Source organism: Synechococcus sp. SynAce01, assembly GCF_001885215.1.
GTDB lineage: Bacteria > Cyanobacteriota > Cyanobacteriia > PCC-6307 > Cyanobiaceae > Regnicoccus > Regnicoccus frigidus.
The window spans coordinates 1,605,168-1,621,592 of sequence record NZ_CP018091.1 but is presented as its reverse complement, the minus strand read 5'-3'; the positions used below and the strand labels follow the sequence as shown (position 1 = coordinate 1,621,592).

Here is a 16,425-nt window from a genome sequence, read left to right as displayed (position 1 = left end):
GGCCTCCGCCCCAAGTGCCCACCGGGGGACTTGAACCCCCACGACCGAAGCCACTGGACCCTAAAACCAGCGCGTCTACCAATTCCGCCAGGTGGGCGTAGGTCCAACTGTATCGAGCGGCTCAGAATGGCCCCAGTCCTCACCAGAGCCCATGCTTGCCACTCTCGGCGGAATCCTGGCCCTGCTGGCCGGCTTGGTGGTGCTGGTGATTCCACTGTTGGTGCCCGAGCTGAGCCGGCCCCGCGATGCCTTCTGGGGTGCCCTGGTGCTGCTGCTGGGCCTGGTGCTGGTCACCAGCGCTGAACGGCTCAGCGGAGCGCCCATGTTGGCCGTGCTCTGCGGCGGGCTGTTGATCGGCCGACTCTCCACAGAGGTTGGCCTGGGGCGCTGGCGCCAACTCAGCGGCGAGGAACAGCAGCGCTTCTGGGCCCAGGAACGCTGGCAGAGCAGCCTGCAGCAGCTCGGGGCCGCCGCCGCCAGGCTGCTGAGCCTGGGGGTGGCCCGCGTCGCCGGCGTGGCGGACTGGCTGAAGCAACGGTCCCTGCCCAACCCAGCAACCACCTCCAAACGCTGGGTGCGGCCCGAGGCGCCGATCACCCCAGCGGAACCTTCAACCGAAAACCCAACTGAACCTTCAAGCGAAACTCCAGCCGAAGCCAATGGCCTGCCCGCACCAGCCGACGAACCGGAACCCGCCATCCAGCCGCAGCTCATCACCCCTGCAGCCGTGGTTGAGGTGAGCTCGTTCGCTGAGATCGACGCCCTGCTGCAACGCGCTGTTGCACCGGTTGCAGAGGAGAGCGAACCCGAGGCCGAGGAGCCACCAATCGCGCCTTGAAGGGCCGGGGCCGATAATCGGTGGTTGCTGCCATCCAGGCGCTTTGACCGCCAGCCCGGCTTCCTACAAGGACACGCTCAACCTGCTGGAGACTCCATTCGGCATGCGGGCCCACGCCAAGACCCGCGAGCCCGAGCTGCAGGCCTTCTGGGCTCAGGAGCGGCTCTACGAACGCTTGAGCCGTGACAACCCCGGGCCGGTGTTCACGCTCCACGACGGGCCGCCCTATGCCAATGGCGCCCTGCATGTGGGCCACGCCCTCAACAAGATCCTCAAGGACATCATCAACAAATACGCCCTGCTCCGGGGCCGGCGGGCGCGGTTCGTGCCGGGCTGGGACTGCCACGGCCTGCCGATCGAGCTGAAGGTGCTGCAGAGCATGGGCAGTGAGGAGCGCCGCGCTCTCACCCCGATCGCCCTGCGCCAGAAGGCCCACGCCTATGCCCTCGAGCAGGTGGAAGGCCAGAAGGCCGGTTTCCAGCGTTGGGGGATCTGGGCCGACTGGGACGACGCCTACCTCACCCTGCAGAGGGGCTACGAGGCGGCCCAGATCGGCGTCTTCGGGCAGATGGTGCTGGCGGGCCACATCTACCGGGGCCTCAAGCCCGTGCACTGGAGCCCCAGCTCCCGCACCGCCCTGGCCGAGGCCGAACTCGACTATCCCGACGGCCACACGTCCCCGAGCGTCTACGTGGCCTTCCCGGTGACCGCGGCTCCAGAGGACATGGCCAAGGCGCTGGCCGCCGTTGGCATCAGCCCGAGCAGCGATCGCTCTGGGCTTGCCCCCCTGGGGCCCGCCTCCCTGGCGGTGGCGATCTGGACCACCACCCCCTGGACCTTGCCGGCCAACCTGGCGGTGTCCGTGAACGGCACGCTCGACTACGCCATCTGCCGCGCCAGTCGGACCGATGGCGCGGCAGATGGAGCCGCGGCGAACTGCCAGCACCTGATCGTGGCGGCGGCGCTGGTGGAGAGCCTGCAAACCAGCCTGGGGCTGCGCCTGGAACCCCTGCTGACCGTGAAGGGACAGCAGCTCGAAGGCCTCACCTATCGCCATCCGTTGCTGGATCGCAGCAGCCCGGTGGTGATCGGCGGCGACTACATCACCACCGAAGCGGGCACCGGCCTGGTCCACACCGCCCCCGGCCACGGCGTGGATGATTTCAACACCGGCAGAAAGTACAACCTGCCGGTGCTCTGCCCGGTGGATGCCGGCGGCACCCTCACGGCGGAAGCCGGGCCGTTCGCCGGGCTGAACGTGCTCAAAGACGCCAACGGCGCGATCATCGCCGCCCTCGAAGAGGCCGGCGCCCTGCTCAAGCAAGAGAGCTACGCCCACCGCTACCCCTACGACTGGCGCACCAAGAAACCGACCATCTTTCGCGCCACCGAGCAGTGGTTTGCCTCGGTGGAGGGCTTCCGCGCCGAGGCGATGGCCGCGATCGCCTCGGTGGAGTGGCTGCCGACCAGCGGCCGCAACCGGATCGAGGCGATGGTGCGCGATCGGGGCGACTGGTGCATCTCCCGCCAACGCACCTGGGGCGTGCCGATCCCCGTGTTCTATCACCGTGACAACGGGGCGGTGCTGCTCAATGCCGCCAGCCTTGATCACATCCAGGCCCTGATCGCCGAGCACGGTGCCGGCGTCTGGTGGGAGCGCAGCGAGGCCGAGCTGCTGCCACCGGAGCTGGCCGGCGAGGCCGATCAATGGCGCAAGGGCAGCGACACCATGGATGTCTGGTTCGACTCCGGCTCCTCCTGGGCGGCGGTGCTGGGAGGCCTGGACCCTGCCAAGGCGACAGGCGACGACCTGCTGGCGGCCCCAGGCGGCCAAGGCGCTGACCCGAGCCCCCTCCATTACCCCGCCGATCTCTATCTGGAGGGTTCCGACCAGCACCGCGGCTGGTTCCAGAGCAGCCTGCTCACGTCGGTGGCCGTCAACGGCCAGGCGCCCTACAAACGGGTGCTCACCCATGGCTTCACCCTCGATGAGAAGGGTCGCAAGATGAGCAAATCCCTGGGCAATGTGGTCGATCCGGCCGTGATCGTTGAAGGCGGCCGCAACGAGAAACAGGAGCCCGCCTTCGGCGCCGATGTGCTGCGGCTGTGGGTGAGTTCGGTGGATTATTCCGCCGATGTGCCGCTGGGGCCGGGGATCGTCAAACAGCTGGCCGATGTGAGCCGCAAGGTGCGCAACACGGCCCGTTATCTGCTGGGCAATCTGCACGATTTCGACCCCAGGCCGCAGAGCGAGGGCGGTTCAGCGGTCCCGATGGCCGAGCTGCCCCTGCTCGATCGCTGGATGTTGCATCGCACCGCCGAGCTGATCGAGGAGGTGAGCGCTGATTTCGAGCGCTACGAGTTCTACCGCTTCTTCCAGGCGTTGCAGAACTTCTGCGTTGTGGATCTCTCCAACTTCTACCTCGACATCGCCAAAGACCGCCTCTACGTGAGCGCGGCGCATTCGCCGCGCCGCCGCAGCTGCCAGACCGTAATGGCCTTGGTGGTGGAGCGCCTGGCCGGACTGATTGCCCCGGTGCTCTGCCACATGGCTGAAGACATCTGGCAGAACCTCCCCTACCCCGTGCGCGAGACCTCGGTGTTCGAACGCGGCTGGCCCCAATCGGCAGCCGAGTGGACGCTCACGCCCGCCGAGCAGGCGACGATCAGCACCCTGCAGGGACTGCGCAGCCAGGTGAACCGCCAACTGGAGGCCTGCCGCAAACCCAAGCAAGAACAGGGCGGCATCGGCTCCTCCCTGGAAACCAGGCTGCAGCTAGAGCTGGTCCAGGGCGAAGGCGCGGCGGCCTTGCGCTCCGCCCTGGACCAACTTGAGCAGAGCGCCTCAGCGGATGTGGACAACCTGGCCGATTGGCTGCTGGTGTCGGAGCTGGAGATTGGCAGCGGCGAAGGCCGCGATCAACTGGCCGAACCGTTTGCCGAGCTACTGGCAGAAGCCAGCGAAGGGGGAATCACCCTGCGCATTGCCCGGGCCAGGGGCGAGAAGTGCGAGCGCTGCTGGCACTACGAAACCGACATCAGCGCGCACGTGCTCAACGCCACGGTGCATGGTCGCCTCTGCGGCCGCTGCCACACCATCCTCTCGACGCAAGCCCCCCTCGCGGTTGAATAAGAGCGCTGGGAAAAGCGAGGCCTTCTCAGTTGTTCTGGGGCCAGCAAAGCGATTGGCTTGCTTGCGCGTCCATGCATTTCCCCTTGCACTCCCCTTGCACTCGGCAGTGACCTTCTCAGTGACCAGCGCAGTAACCACCGCAAGAAAGCTGCTGTTGCTGTTGTTGCGGCTACTCCTGAACAAGCTGACGGGAATCACACCTAGCCTTCCCCAAGAGCGAGTGACGCTCTGGTTGGTCTGATGAAATTCAAGGATTACTACTCCACCCTTGGCGTTGAGAGGGAGGCCTCCAACGACGAGATCAAAAAGGCGTTCCGAAAGCTTGCACGCCAATACCATCCCGACGTTGCCAAGGATCAGGAATCAGACCATAAGTTCAAGGAAATCAATGAGGCTTACCAGACCCTCTCTGACCAAGAGAAACGTGAGGCCTATGACCAGCTGGGTCGACACAGCCCCGGCGAGGACTTCCGCCCCTCACCGGAATGGGACAGCCGCTTCTGGCAAGACGGCGCATCTCAAGGCGCTAGTGCCCCAACCGGTGATCCAACCATTGATCTGGCCGATCTGTTCGAGCAGATGGGGTTCCGCTCAGCCCATCAGGGGCGCTCTGGCGAGGCCGCCTTTTCACGGCGCGGGCAGGACTACGAAGTGGCGACCACCATCAGTCTTGAAGATGCGGCCCGTGGCAGCGAAGTCGCCTTGGACCTCGATGTACCGGAGATAGGCCTCGATGGCACCATGCATCGGGTTTCAAAAACAGTCCGTCTGCGCGTCCCCAAAGGCGTCATCGACGGCGAACGACTGCGCGTGGCGGGCCGTGGCGCTGCTGGAATCGGCAAGGGGCCAGCCGGTGATCTCTATCTCGCCATTCGTCTGCAGCCGCATCGACTGTTCAAGGCCGTCGGCCACGATCTCTATCTGGAAGTACCGATCACGCCATCAGAGGCCGTGCTTGGCGGCGACATCGAAGTGCCCAGCCTGGACGGTCGCTTGACGTTGAACGTGAAACCGGGAACGCGGGGTGGGCAGACCTTGCGCCTGGCCGGCAAAGGCTTGCCGAAACGGAAGCAAGGTTCAGGGAACCTATACTGCGTGCTTCAAATCGCCACCCCTCCCTCGCTCAGCGATCGGGAGCGAGAGCTCTATCAAGAGCTTGCGAAACTCTCCACATTCCAGCCACGGTTACATCTTCAAGACGGTCAACAAGGAGACCAAAGCAATGGCTGAAGAGATCCTTCTGATTACGGACGACGACCAACCGATCGGGCTTGATGAACTTCTCGACGCGTCCGGCCTGGTTCACGACGACGTCATCGAGCTTGTCGCGATCGGTGTGTTCCAGCCCCTTGGAACCGCTTCCACCTGGACCTTTCAGGCCCGCACCCTGCATCAGGCCCGCCGGGCTGCCCGCTTGCGCGACGATTTCGGCCTCAACGCTCCGGGCATGGCCTTGGCGCTGACCTATCTCGAGCGCATGGAAGTTCTCGAGGGCAGGCTGCGCGAGCTCGAATCGCTGCTACCTCGCCCCTGAGAACCTTCGTGCACTAACAACCTTCGAGGCTCTCCAGCTTCAAAGCCAGGCTTGCGGGCCCAGCAGGGCATCCGGCATCAGAGGCCCCGCCAGCAGTTGCTCATCGCGGGGGTTGAGCGGCCCCTGCAGCAGGTCGGCACTCTCCAGCTCCGCCCCCGCTGGCAGGGCCGCTTGATCTGGATCGAAGGCAGTGGGATGGGTGACGCTGCTCGAGAAGCCACGGAAGATCAGCAACTCGAAGGGTTCTTGCCCCGATGGGTCCTGCGCTGCTGGGTCCTGTGATGCTGGCAGTGGCAGCGTGCCCCGCAGCCTCAACACCCGGTCCGGCCGGCCGCGGCTGATCGCTTCGAGCTGGCCAACCAGATCGCCTGTCATCAGAATTCTCCAGCCACCCGGCCTTGCCGGGGGAAGCGCACCAGCAGCCACTGCAGCAGACCCACCGCATAGGCCACCAGAGCCACATAGCCGATGAACGCCGTGAGGGTCGCAGTGAGATCTGCCCCGAAGACGAAGGCGAACACCCTGGCGACCAGGAGATGGAGCCTCTGGGGTGCCTCCAGCCAGACCTGGCAGACGGGACGATCCAGTTGCCCCCACAGGCAACTGAGGGCGGAGGCGCTCAGGGCCGCCCCCAGCAGGCCGAGCACGCTGAGCGCCCAGCGCCAGGTGCGCACCGTCAGCGGCAGGGGGCGCCAGGGCGGCAGGTCGGCGAGCTCCTCGTTGAGATCCACCCAGAACCAGACTGAGGCCACCATCAGCAGCTGGGCCAGCACGCCGAGCGCGTAGCCCAGCGGCCTGGCGTCGACCAGCAGCAGCACCGTGATCGCCAGCAGGCTGGCCACCTTCCAGTAGAGGGTCATCAGGCGCACCATCGCCCCCTCCCGTCGCAGCGCCGCCCATACCAGCAACACCAAGGGCAGGCCAACGGTGAACACCACCGCCAGTCGATAGTCGAGCCACACGAGGGTGCGGTAGAGCGGATCTGGCACAGACGGGGTACGGGAAGCGCCATTATCCGTAGTCGTGCATCGGCAGTAGGGTCCGAGCCATGTCTCCGCTCTCACTGCCTTCCTGGCTTGGATCTTCCTGGCTTGGATCTTCCTGGCTTGGGTCGTCCTGGGTTAAGCCCTCCTGGTTTCCAGGGAGCGACGAAACGGCCTCCGCCCAGACGGCTCTTTCCCGCAACGCCTCAATTGAGGGCGCTGTCGACGAGGTGGTGCAAAACCTCGACAGGCGGTCTCCGGCAGACCTCGCCCTGGTGTTTTGTGCCTCCAGTTATGCCAGCGACCTGCCGCGCCTGCTGCCGTTGCTGCGCGCCAAAATCAATGCATGCCACTGGATCGGCTGCGCCGGTGGTGGTGTGGTCGGCAGCGATGCCCAAGGGGCTGCCCATGAAGTGGAGCAGCAACCGGCGCTGAGCGTGATCCTGCTCCGTCTGCCGGGCGCCGAGCTGCAGCTGTTCGAGCTCGACACCAAAGTCCTGCCGGATCTCGACGGCGACAGCCAGGACTGGGTGAATTGGGTCGGTGCCGATCCCGCCCTCGCGCGCTCGATGTTGCTGTTCGTCGATCCCACCAGTGAGTCGATCAATGATCTGATCAGCGGCATCGACTACGGCTTTCCCGGCGTCGACAAGATCGGTGGAATCGCTGGCCATCACAGTTCCAACCACGGGTCGCTGTTGATCAACGACCGGGTCGTGCGTGGTGCGGTGGGCTGCTTGATCGGCGGCGGCTGGCGGATTGACCCGGTGGTGGCACAGGGCTGCCGGCCGATCGGCCCGGTCTTTGAAATCGAGAAGGCCGAGCGCAACGTTGTTCTGCAACTCAGTGCAGGACAGGAACGCAACACGCCGGTGAACTGCCTGCAGGGAATCCTCCAGTCGCTGACTCCCGTTGAACGGGAGCAGGTCCGGCACTCCTTGTTTCTGGGCGTGGGTCGCAGCAGTTTCAGCCTTGCAGGCCCAGGCAACCCTCCCGAGCCCACCGCCTTTCTTGTACGCAACCTGCTGGGCGTCGATCCCCGCAATGGCGCCGTGGCCGTGGCCGAGCGCCTGCGGGTCGGCCAGCAGGTGCAGTTTCAGCTCCGTGATGCCGCCGCCTCACGCCAGGAGCTACGCCTGTTGCTGCGCCGCCAGGCCACACACGAAAGCACCCCGCTCGCCGCCCTGGTGTTTGCCTGCCTGGGTCGGGGCCAGGGGCTCTATGGCCAGCCGGATGGCGACGTGACGCTCTGCCATGAGCAGTTCCCCGCCCTGCCCATCGCCGGCGCCTTCTGCAATGGCGAAATCGGCCCCGTGGCCGGCACCACCTATCTGCATGGCTACACCGCCAGCTGGGGCTTTCTGGTGCCCAACATCCCGCCGGACCAGGCGGCGGCGGGGGAGTGAGCGGATGGTGCGTCAGCACGTCAATCCGCTCAGCAGCGTCCACCAGCAGCCGCGGACCCTGCCACCGCCACAGGCCCTCTTCAGCCATCCGCGCCAACCCCTTCACCTCGACATCGGCAGCGCCAGGGGCCGCTTCCTGCTGGCGCTGGCTCCCCAGCAGCCGGATTGGAACTTCTTCGGAGTCGAAATTCGCCGAGGCCTCGTTGACGCCGCCGAGCGCGACCGCGAGCATCTGGGGCTCGGCAATGTTGCTTTCCGGTTCTGCAACGCCAATGTGAGCCTCCAGGACTGGCTCACCGCTCTGCCGCCCGGCCAGCTGCAACGGGTGACGATCCAGTTTCCCGATCCCTGGTTCAAGCGGAAACACCAGAAGCGCCGTGTGCTGCAACCAGCGCTTCTCCATGCCATCGCCAGCGCCCTCGCCCCGGGAGGCGAGCTGTTCCTGCAGAGCGATGTCGCCGCTGTGATCGAGCCGATGGTGGCGCTCAGCGAAGCCTGCGGCGCCTTCGATCGGCCCAGAACTGACCCACGGCCCTGGCGAACGACCAATCCGCTGCCGGTGGCCAGCGAGCGGGAGCAGCACGTGCTCAGCCAAGGCCAACCCGTCTACCGGGTGCTCTACCAGCGCACAACGGCAGCGTTGCGACCCCTCGCCAGGCTGGAGGCGGTTGCCGAGGCCACCCATAATCGCGCCATCAGCGCTGCGTAAGGCCCCGATCCAGCACCTTCCGCAGCGATTTCCCAACCCGTCTGATGCCGGCCGCCGCTCCAGCCCCGCCAATTCCACCGGCCATCCCTGCGCCGATCCCCGCGCCGGTTCCCTGGTTGCTGCGCTGGCAGGGCCTGCTGGCTGACGCCCCAACCGGTTTGTTGTCACGGCAGCTGGCCGGCCTCTCGGGGCTGGTGCTCTGCATCTTGATGGCCGGCCTGCCGTTCCTGACCCGGGCGGGCCTGGCCCTGCTGGTTCTGGCCTGCGGCCTGCTCTGGATGCTCTGGGCGCTGCGGACGCCAGCGGGGCGGATCGGACCGATCAGCGGCTGGTTGCTGCTGCTGCTGGGGGTGGCGGTGCTGGCCACAGGCTTCTCGCCGGTTCCCACCGCCGCCGCCAAGGGCCTGCTGAAGCTGCTCAGCTACCTCGGCGTCTATGCCCTGATGCGCCAGTTGCTGGCGAACTCTCCGGCTTGGTGGGACCGGATCGTGGCCGCCCTGCTGGCTGGTCAGTTGCTGGCGTCGGTGATCGGCATCCGCCAGCTTTACGTCGATTCCTCTGCCCTGGCCCGCTGGTCGGATCCGAATTCAGTCGCCCGCGGCACTGTGCGGATCTACAGCACCCTGGGGAACCCCAACCTGCTGGCGGGCTATCTGCTGCCGATCCTGCCGCTGGCGGTGGTGGCCCTGCTGCGTTGGCGGGGCGTAGGTGGCCGCCTTTTCGCGCTCACCTCGCTGCTATTGGGCAGTACGGCCCTCTACTTCACCTACAGCCGCGGAGGCTGGCTGGGCCTGGTGGCAGCCCTGGGCAGCCTGGGACTGTTGCTGGTCTGGCGCTGGATCGGACACTGGCCCGTGCTCTGGCAACGCCTGTTTCCGTTGTTGCTGCTGCTGCTCGGAGCTGCGGCCCTGGCGGTAGCGATCGCCCTGGTGGAGCCGCTGCAGGTGCGGCTGATGAGTTTGCTGGCAGGTCGGGAAGACAGCTCCAACAATTTCCGCATCAACGTCTGGATGGCGGTCCTGCAGATGATTCAGGACCGCCCCTGGCTGGGCATCGGCCCGGGGAACAACGCCTTCAACCTGATCTACCCCCTCTACCAACAGCCCAAGTTCAATGCCCTCAGCGCCTATTCCATTCCCCTGGAACTGGCCGTCGAGGGGGGGCTGCCGGGGCTGCTCGCCGGACTTGGCCTGTTCTGGAGCAGTGTCCGCTGCGGCCTGAGCCAGTTGCGCAGCCCGGCAGGCCTGGCCCTGCCGGCGATCGGGGCCCTGGCGGCCATCGTCGGCCTCGGGGTGCAGGGCCTCACCGACACGATCTTTTTCCGGCCGGAAGTTCAACTGACCGCTTGGCTCTGCCTGGCCACCCTGGCCGTCCTGCCCCCGTCAGATGACCGCAACCACTGAAAGCGGAGCGATCGCAGGTCCCCTGCTGGCTGGCTTCGATGCCGGCCAGACCCACACCACCTGCCGACTGGCCCGCCTGCGCGGCGATGGACGCCTGTTCACCGTGGCCGAGGGCAGAGGTCCGGGGGTCAGCCATCTGGCGGCGAGCGGGGGGCCGGAGCGTTTTGCGCTGGCGCTGACAACCAGCCTTGGCCAGGCCCTCGGGCCCGGAACGCAGCCCGATCTCGCAGCGGCCGCCGTCGGGGCCAGCGGCATCGAGCAGGGCACCGCCATCCAAGAACAAGGCAGGGCCCTGGCGGCCGCCGCGCTGGCCATGCCCTTGCCCCAGGTTTTGGTCACCGGCGATGAGCGCACGGCCCTGCGCGGGGCCCATGGCGACCTCCAGGGCAACAGCGCCGGCATCGTGGTGATCAGCGGCACCGGCAGCATCGCCTTGGGCCAGGATTCGGCCGGCCGGGAACACCGCTGCGGAGGCTGGGGCTGGCTGCTGGATCGCTCCGGCTCCGCCTGCGACATCGGGCGCGACGCCTTGAGCCTCTCCCTGGAGATGGCCGATGGACGCCGCGGCGAATCCCCCTTGCGGCAGGCGATCTGGCAGGCCTTAGCCCAGCCAGCCTCTGCCCAGACCATCAAGGCCCTGGCGGTGGACCCCAACTTCGGCGCGGCAGGCTTTGCCCGGCTCGCGCCGACGGTGGACGCTCTGGCCGCCAGGGGAGACGCCGAAGCCCAGGCCGTGCTCGACGCCTCGGCCCTCGGTCTGGCGGGCCTGGTGCACGGTGTCGCCCGCGCCCTGGCCATGGAGCAGGCGCAGGTCTGCGGACTCGGGGGCGCCCTGACGCACCTGCCCCGCTTCGCCGCCGCCTTCACCGCCGCCCTGGGCCATGTCCTGCCGGATGCCAGCAGCGTGACTGCCCGCGGTGATGCCTGTCAGGGAGCCCTGTGGCTGGCCGCCGACAGCCTGCCGATCAACAGCCTGCGGATCAGGCCGGGTTGAGCTCGGACTGGGCCAGGGCCGCCAGATGGGACGACCAGTGATCCACCTGGTCCTGCTCGGCCGCCTCGACCATCACACGCAGGAGTGGTTCGGTGCCGCTGGCCCGCACCAGCACCCGGCCGGAGCCGGCCATCGAGGCTTCCGCCTGCTCCACTGCCCGGCGTAATGGCTCACTCTGCTGCCAGTGCTGGCGGCGTTCCAGGGCGGGGACGATGACATTGACCAGCCGCTGGGGGTAGGGACGGAAACTGCTCTCCATCCACTCAGCCAGGGACCCGCCCCGGCCATGGATCAGGCTGGCCACCTGCAGGGCTGTGAGCAGGCCATCGCCGCTCATGCCGTGCTGCAGCGAAAGGATGTGGCCGGATTGTTCACCGCCCAGGGCCGCACCGCTGGCCTCCATGGCGGCGTGGACATGCTGGTCGCCGACGGCGGTGCGATCGAGTAGGCCGCCACGGCCCTGCCAGGCCCGCTCGAAGCCGAGGTTGGACATCACCGTGGCCACCAGGCGGTTGTCCGGCAGCTGGGCGGCTTCCTGCAGGGCCCCACCCCAGAGAAAGAGAATCTGATCGCCGTCCACCACCCGGCCGCGGCCATCGACGGCCAGCATGCGATCGGCATCGCCATCAAAGGCAAAGCCCATCTGGGCCCCTGACGCCAGCACAGCCTGGCGTAATGGCTCCAGGTGGGTGCTGCCGCAACCCACATTGATGCGGCGTCCATCGGGCTCGCCATGCAGCACCTGGAGGTCGGCGCCCAGGGCCCGGAACACCTCAACGCCACAGGCGGTGGCCGATCCCCAGCAGAGATCGAGAACGATTTTGCAGCCCTGCAGACGGCTTCCCGCCACGCTCTCCAGCAACGCGGTGCTGTAGTCAGCCAGCAAGTCGGTGCGTTGGTGGGCCGGGCCGCAGCGGTAGGCCCCATCTTCCCCCCGGTCGTTCGTGGCGGTGGCCCCAGGCTCACCGCGCAGACCGGCTTCGATGGCCTGCTGCACCTCTCTGCTGAGTTTGGCGCCGGAGGAGCCGAACAACTTGATGCCGTTGTCTTCCGGTGGGTTGTGGCTGGCGGAAACCATCAACCCTCCGGCCGCTCCCAGGCGGCGGATGCTGCCGGGAACCGCCGGGGTAGGACAAAGCCCGAGGTTCCACACTTCACGGCCCGCAGCGGTCAGGCCCGCCGTCAGCGCCGCAGCCAGCATCGGACTGCTGGTGCGGGAGTCCATGCCGATCAGCACGGGCCCCTTGGCCGGCAGCACATGGCCGCACCAGTAGCCCACCTGCAGGGCCAGCGCTGGGGTGATCAGGGTGCCGACCCGGCCACGGATGCCATCGGTGCCGAAACCGGGGGTGGAGGAACCCTGGGGTGGACCGACGGGAAGGGACGCCAGCTCCGTCATCCGGGCACCTATCGCTGGGCTGCAGGTTACGCGCTGCGGCGGGGCCACCAGGCCCAGCGCACCAATTCAGCGATGGCCCAGAGCAACAGGCTGCCCACCACCCAGCCCGGCAGGGCCTGGAGCGGCCAGATCGGCCGCAGGGCCACCACAAGCCCAGCGGTCAGGACCACCGCCACGGCCCGGCGGCGCTGGGCAGCTCCGGGCAGGGTGGTGAAACGGGCTGGAAGCGATGGAAACAGGCCCATGGTGCGGTGAAGCTGTCCCCCCAGAATGCCGGCAGCTGAGGAAGGCCTCGGCCGCTCCCGTCCCTCTCCGTGCCCCAACCCCCTGCCATCGCCTCTCCAGCGCGGGGCCTGCTGACCCTTGCCCTCACCATCGTGGGCAGCGGCGCCGTGCTCTTCCTCGGCCGCCAGGCCCTGCAGCGGCGGCCCCTGCCGACCCCCGCCACACCCTCGGACCAACTGGTGCGCAGTCGCCGCTGGGATCCCGATCCCCAGCGGCGACGGGAGGCCAGCCTGCTGCTCCAGGCTGGCGCCAAGGCCGAACCCACCCGGCAGCGCCTCCTGCTGGCTGGTCAGGCCTGGGGCAGCGACCCTCTGGCGGCACTGGTGCTCAAACTCGACGCTCAGGCCGCCACGGACCTGGGCCAGGACGGCGAAGCCGAACTCCTCTGGCGTCAGCTGCTGCGGCGGTTCCCGTCGGCTCCGGCCACCGCCGATGCGCTCTATGCGCTCGGTCGCCAGGAACCCAGCAGGCGAGCGCTGCTGCAGCAACGCTTCCCGGCCCATCCCGCCGCCTTAGCCGCCGCCGTGGAGGCCGGCCCCAGCCCGGACGCCCTGCTAGAGGGAGCCCTTCACCTGGCCCGTTGGGGCGCGCGCTGGCCGGGAGCGGCCGGCAAGATCGGCGAGGCCTGCCGTCTCCAGGCTGCCAACCTCAGCGCCACGGCCCGCAGCCAGCTGGCCGGAGCCCTGGCGGAGCTGGGCGATGGCGCCGGAGCCCTGGCCTGCCTCGGTAACCAGCCCGGCGGTAACCAGCCCGGCGAGGCCGCCACTGAGCTGGCCCTGGGCCGCACCTTGCTCCAGGGCCAAGAGGAGCAGCAAAGCCAGGGAGCGGAGCGGTTGCTGGCCCTGAGCCGGCGCCAGCCCGCCAGCTCTGCGGCCATGGAAGCGACCCGCCTGCTCAGTCAGAGGCCAGAGGGCCTGACGCTGCTGGACCGCTTGCCCGGCCCGTTGCAGCAGACCGCCCCGGTGCAGGCCCGCCGCGCCATCGAGAGCGGCGAAGGCTGGCAGTCGGTGCTGAAGCGCTGGCCAGCCGATCCGGCCAGCTGGGAGTTGCAGTGGGACCTGGCCCGCCCACTGCTGCTGGAGCAGCAGTGGGCGGCAGCCGCAGCGGTTCTCGGCGCGCTGCCCGCCGAAGGGCTGCCGGAACCCCAGGCCGCGCGCCAGCAGTTCTGGCTTGCGTTTGCCGAGCAGCGCCAGGGTCAGAGCGCGCTGGCTCGCCGCCGCTGGCAGGACCTGCTGCTGCGCTCCCCCTGGGGGTACTACGGCTGGCGCGCCAAGGTGAGGCTGGGCCAGGGGGAACGCAGCCTCCTGCTCGCAACCGTGGAACCAACCGCGCCATTGGAACCGCTGAGCTGGCAACCGCTGCAAAGTGGTGAGCCTCGGCTGGATCAGCTCTGGCGGCTTGGCCAGCCCCTGGAAGCCTGGGAGATGTGGCGACACCAGCGGGGCGACACCGAGCCCACAACCCCGGAACTGCTGGTCCTGGAGGGCCGGCTGCGTCAGGGGGTCGGCGATGACTGGACCGGGCTGGACCAGCTGGAGCGGGCGAACCTGCGCTGGATTGCCCCCCCCTGTCCGAGCAGCCTCGACCTGGAGCGTTCACTCCATCCCGTGCGCTACGGAACGGTGTTCTCCCAGGCGGCCCAGGCGGCCGGGATCGATCCCAGGTTTTTGCTGGCTGTGGCCAAGCAGGAATCCCGCTTCGCCGCGGCGGTGACGTCAGCAGCAGGCGCCGTCGGCCTGCTGCAGCTGATGCCGGCCACCGCCGCCGAGCTAGCAGGCAAGCCGCTGAGCACCGAGCAGCTGCAGCAACCAGCCATTAATGCCCCGCTGGGAGCGCGCTATCTCGCTGAACTGTTGCGCCTGTGGCAGGGCAATCCCTTTCTGGCGATCGCCAGTTACAACGCCGGTCCCGGGGCCGTGCAGGGCTGGCTTGAGCCCCAGCTGCAAACGGAACCGGAGCTGTGGGTGGAGGCCATTCCCTTCCCCGAGACCCGGCATTACACCAAAAAGGTGCTGGGCAATCTCTGGACCTACCAGCAGTTTGATGGGCTGCGCTGCGCGGCTCCCTAAGCCTGCGCCGAAAGATGCCAAAACCGGCCCAGCCAGACCCCGAGCATCACGTAGGCGCTCAGGGCAATGGCGGCAGGGATAGGCGGCGGCACAATTCGAATTCGCGTCAGATCAAGCCGGGCCAACAGCACCGACGTGGCCAGAATCAGCATGTCGGCCAGCACACTCAGCCGCAGCAGATAAAGGGCGGCGATGGTGACCAGAAAAAGGGTCAAGACCAGGGTCATCACCCGGCTGGCGGCCATCAGTGCCGAAAGCTGGCGCATCAGCAGTGATGGCATCGTGCAGACGACGACGACCAGGATGGCCTGAAAACATTCCAGCGTCCAGGAAATATGGTGATTGAGGTCCAGGGTCCAGAGCAGGGTTTTAGGCGGTGAATCCAGCGTCGACCAATGCATGCCGAGATAGACACTGACCGCCAGCAAGAGCAGCAGCAGCGGTGCCCGCAGCGGCACCATGGTGAAGTTGAACAGGGCTTTCAGCAGGCGCAACGGCCAGGGCAACGGCTTTGGCACCACCCTGGGGCGGCCGGCCACCGGCAGCGATCTCACCAGGTTGGGAGCTGGGTGGAAAGGGCGGGTCATCGCGACTCCAACACCAGGGCGATGGCGTCGAGCGGGCAACTGGGGATGCACTGCTCACAGACCAGACAGCGCTGGGCATCGAAGTTGAGCTGCCAGGAGGGAAGGCCGCTGCTCAAGGCGCCGCTGGGGCAGACGCTGGTACAGATGCCGCAGTCAACGCAGCGTTGGCGGTCGATGCGGATTTCGCCCTGGGCCCTGTCCAGCTGCAGACCCAGACCCTCGAGCCACTCCTCGGCGGCGGCCAGCTCGTCGATGTCACCGGAGAGTTCAACAACCATCGTGCCGCTCCGGTTGGGTGCGATCTGGGCCCGCAGGATCTTGGCGGCGATGTCGTAATCGACCGCCAGCCGATAGGTGATCGGCTGGTGCACCGCCTCGCTGGGGAAATGAATGGTGAGACGGTGCTTCACCGGGAATGGCCGCGTGCGATCTTCAGTTTGGCCCGGCCGCAGCTGGGGCGCTGCCAGAGTGCAGACCAGCTGACCAACTTTTGGCCGAAGCGATGGGCGCATCGAACAACCGTGACCCGGCCCTGCCGCTGCTCGGTCGCAGGGAGAGGGTGTTGTTGGCGGCGATCGCCGCCGCCCTCGGTCTGCTGCTGTTCCAGCTGCGCGGCGGACTGCATCCCCAGGCCCCCCTGGAGCAGATGGCTCGTCGCTCCCTGGAGCTGCCGGTGGCGTTGGCCAATGGCCGCCCGACGATCCTGGAGTTCTACGCCGACTGGTGTGAGGTGTGCCGGACGATGGCACCGGCGATGGAAGCGATCGAAACCGAGCATCGCGGCGCCGTCGACCTGGTGCTGCTGAATGTGGACAACCCCCGTTGGAGCCCTGAGATCGAGCGCTACGGCGTCAACGGCATCCCCCAGCTGGAGTTTTTCGACAAAGACGGCCAGGTGGTCGGCCGCTCGCTCGGCGGCCGCAGCCAGCTTGAACTCGAAACCATCGCCACCGCCCTGATCGATGGCACCCCCCTGCCGGATCTGGCGGGAATCGGCACGGTCAGCAGGCTGGAGGAGACCATCTCCCCCCTGGCGGGCCCGCGCAGCCACGGTTAAGCGCCCTTGAGCGCCCTAGCCCCCACCA

16 protein-coding genes and 1 tRNA gene are annotated in these 16,425 nt (G+C 67.5%); 10 read left to right on the top strand and 7 right to left on the bottom strand.

Going from position 1 to position 16,425, the window contains the following annotated elements; translation table 11 throughout:
• Positions 1 to 15: 15 nt before the first annotated feature.
• A tRNA-Leu gene (locus BM449_RS08420) sits at positions 16 to 97 on the bottom strand.
• 54 nt (positions 98 to 151) lie between these two features.
• Between BM449_RS08420 and BM449_RS08415 the strand changes: the two genes are divergently transcribed.
• The 4 genes from BM449_RS08415 (at position 152) to BM449_RS08400 (ending at position 5,505) form a co-directional block, all read left to right on the top strand.
• Positions 152 to 838, top strand: coding sequence for a Ycf66 family protein (locus BM449_RS08415; RefSeq protein ID WP_071800849.1), 687 nt, complete (start codon positions 152 to 154; stop codon positions 836 to 838).
• Positions 839 to 881: 43 nt separating this feature from the next.
• Positions 882 to 3,971 (top strand): isoleucine--tRNA ligase, encoded by a 3,090-nt coding sequence (gene ileS, locus BM449_RS08410; protein WP_071800848.1) that lies wholly within the window; start codon positions 882 to 884, stop codon positions 3,969 to 3,971.
• 240 nt (positions 3,972 to 4,211) lie between these two features.
• Positions 4,212 to 5,201: a DnaJ C-terminal domain-containing protein gene (locus BM449_RS08405; protein WP_071800847.1), complete on the top strand. Its 990-nt coding sequence runs from the start codon at positions 4,212 to 4,214 to the stop codon at positions 5,199 to 5,201.
• Positions 5,194 to 5,505 carry a chaperone modulator CbpM gene (locus tag BM449_RS08400; RefSeq protein WP_071800846.1) on the top strand — a complete coding sequence of 104 codons (312 nt, stop codon included), beginning with the start codon at positions 5,194 to 5,196 and terminating at the stop codon, positions 5,503 to 5,505. Before BM449_RS08405 ends, BM449_RS08400 begins: the two co-directional genes overlap by 8 nt.
• Before the next feature lie 39 nt (positions 5,506 to 5,544).
• Here the strand turns inward: BM449_RS08400 and BM449_RS08395 are convergent, their stop codons facing one another.
• Positions 5,545 to 5,880 carry a hypothetical protein gene (locus BM449_RS08395; RefSeq protein ID WP_071800845.1) on the bottom strand — a complete coding sequence of 112 codons (336 nt, stop codon included), beginning with the start codon at positions 5,878 to 5,880 and terminating at the stop codon, positions 5,545 to 5,547.
• The gene (locus BM449_RS08390) at positions 5,880 to 6,494 is read right to left on the bottom strand and encodes a DUF3177 family protein (RefSeq protein WP_071800844.1); all 615 of its coding nucleotides are present in this window, start codon (positions 6,492 to 6,494) and stop codon (positions 5,880 to 5,882) included. Before BM449_RS08390 ends, BM449_RS08395 begins: the two co-directional genes overlap by 1 nt.
• 224 nt (positions 6,495 to 6,718) lie before the next feature.
• Between BM449_RS08390 and BM449_RS08385 the strand changes: the two genes are divergently transcribed.
• Genes BM449_RS08385 through BM449_RS08370 form a run of 4 tightly spaced genes read left to right on the top strand, consistent with a single transcriptional unit; the run spans position 6,719 to position 11,000 of the window.
• Complete coding sequence (locus BM449_RS08385) at positions 6,719 to 7,894, top strand: FIST N-terminal domain-containing protein (RefSeq protein WP_233830582.1); 1,176 nt, start codon at positions 6,719 to 6,721, stop codon at positions 7,892 to 7,894.
• A 7-nt stretch (positions 7,895 to 7,901) separates the two neighbouring features.
• Positions 7,902 to 8,603, top strand: a complete 702-nt coding sequence (trmB, locus tag BM449_RS08380) for a tRNA (guanosine(46)-N7)-methyltransferase TrmB (protein ID WP_071802113.1) — start codon at positions 7,902 to 7,904, stop codon at positions 8,601 to 8,603.
• Positions 8,604 to 8,647: 44 nt separating this feature from the next.
• Positions 8,648 to 10,006: an IctB family putative bicarbonate transporter gene (locus BM449_RS08375; protein WP_071800843.1), complete on the top strand. Its 1,359-nt coding sequence runs from the start codon at positions 8,648 to 8,650 to the stop codon at positions 10,004 to 10,006.
• Positions 9,990 to 11,000 (top strand): BadF/BadG/BcrA/BcrD ATPase family protein, encoded by a 1,011-nt coding sequence (locus BM449_RS08370; protein ID WP_083544474.1) that lies wholly within the window; start codon positions 9,990 to 9,992, stop codon positions 10,998 to 11,000. The genes BM449_RS08375 and BM449_RS08370 overlap by 17 nt, the downstream gene beginning before the upstream one ends.
• Here the strand turns inward: BM449_RS08370 and glmM are convergent.
• Together glmM and BM449_RS08360 are read right to left on the bottom strand one after the other, a co-directional pair.
• The gene (gene glmM, locus BM449_RS08365; protein ID WP_071800842.1) at positions 10,987 to 12,399 is read right to left on the bottom strand and encodes a phosphoglucosamine mutase; all 1,413 of its coding nucleotides are present in this window, start codon (positions 12,397 to 12,399) and stop codon (positions 10,987 to 10,989) included. The two genes, BM449_RS08370 and glmM, sit on opposite strands and share 14 nt — an antisense overlap.
• A gap of 26 nt (positions 12,400 to 12,425) precedes the next feature.
• Positions 12,426 to 12,644 carry a hypothetical protein gene (locus BM449_RS08360; protein ID WP_071800841.1) on the bottom strand — a complete coding sequence of 73 codons (219 nt, stop codon included), beginning with the start codon at positions 12,642 to 12,644 and terminating at the stop codon, positions 12,426 to 12,428.
• A 69-nt stretch (positions 12,645 to 12,713) separates the two neighbouring features.
• Here BM449_RS08360 and BM449_RS08355 point away from each other — a divergent pair, with 69 nt between their 5' ends.
• The gene (locus tag BM449_RS08355) at positions 12,714 to 14,753 is read left to right on the top strand and encodes a lytic transglycosylase domain-containing protein (protein ID WP_071800840.1); all 2,040 of its coding nucleotides are present in this window, start codon (positions 12,714 to 12,716) and stop codon (positions 14,751 to 14,753) included.
• On the opposite strand, the gene BM449_RS08350 is transcribed toward BM449_RS08355, so the two are convergent.
• Positions 14,750 to 15,340, bottom strand: a complete 591-nt coding sequence (locus tag BM449_RS08350; protein ID WP_233830580.1) for a hypothetical protein — start codon at positions 15,338 to 15,340, stop codon at positions 14,750 to 14,752. The two genes, BM449_RS08355 and BM449_RS08350, sit on opposite strands and share 4 nt — an antisense overlap.
• On the bottom strand, positions 15,337 to 15,750 hold the full coding sequence (locus BM449_RS08345; RefSeq protein WP_071800839.1) for an NIL domain-containing protein: 414 nt from the start codon (positions 15,748 to 15,750) through the stop codon (positions 15,337 to 15,339). Before BM449_RS08345 ends, BM449_RS08350 begins: the two co-directional genes overlap by 4 nt.
• 92 nt (positions 15,751 to 15,842) lie before the next feature.
• Between BM449_RS08345 and BM449_RS08340 the strand changes: the two genes are divergently transcribed.
• Positions 15,843 to 16,397, top strand: a complete 555-nt coding sequence (locus BM449_RS08340) for a thioredoxin domain-containing protein (RefSeq protein ID WP_071802107.1) — start codon at positions 15,843 to 15,845, stop codon at positions 16,395 to 16,397.
• Positions 16,398 to 16,425: the final 28 nt, after the last annotated feature.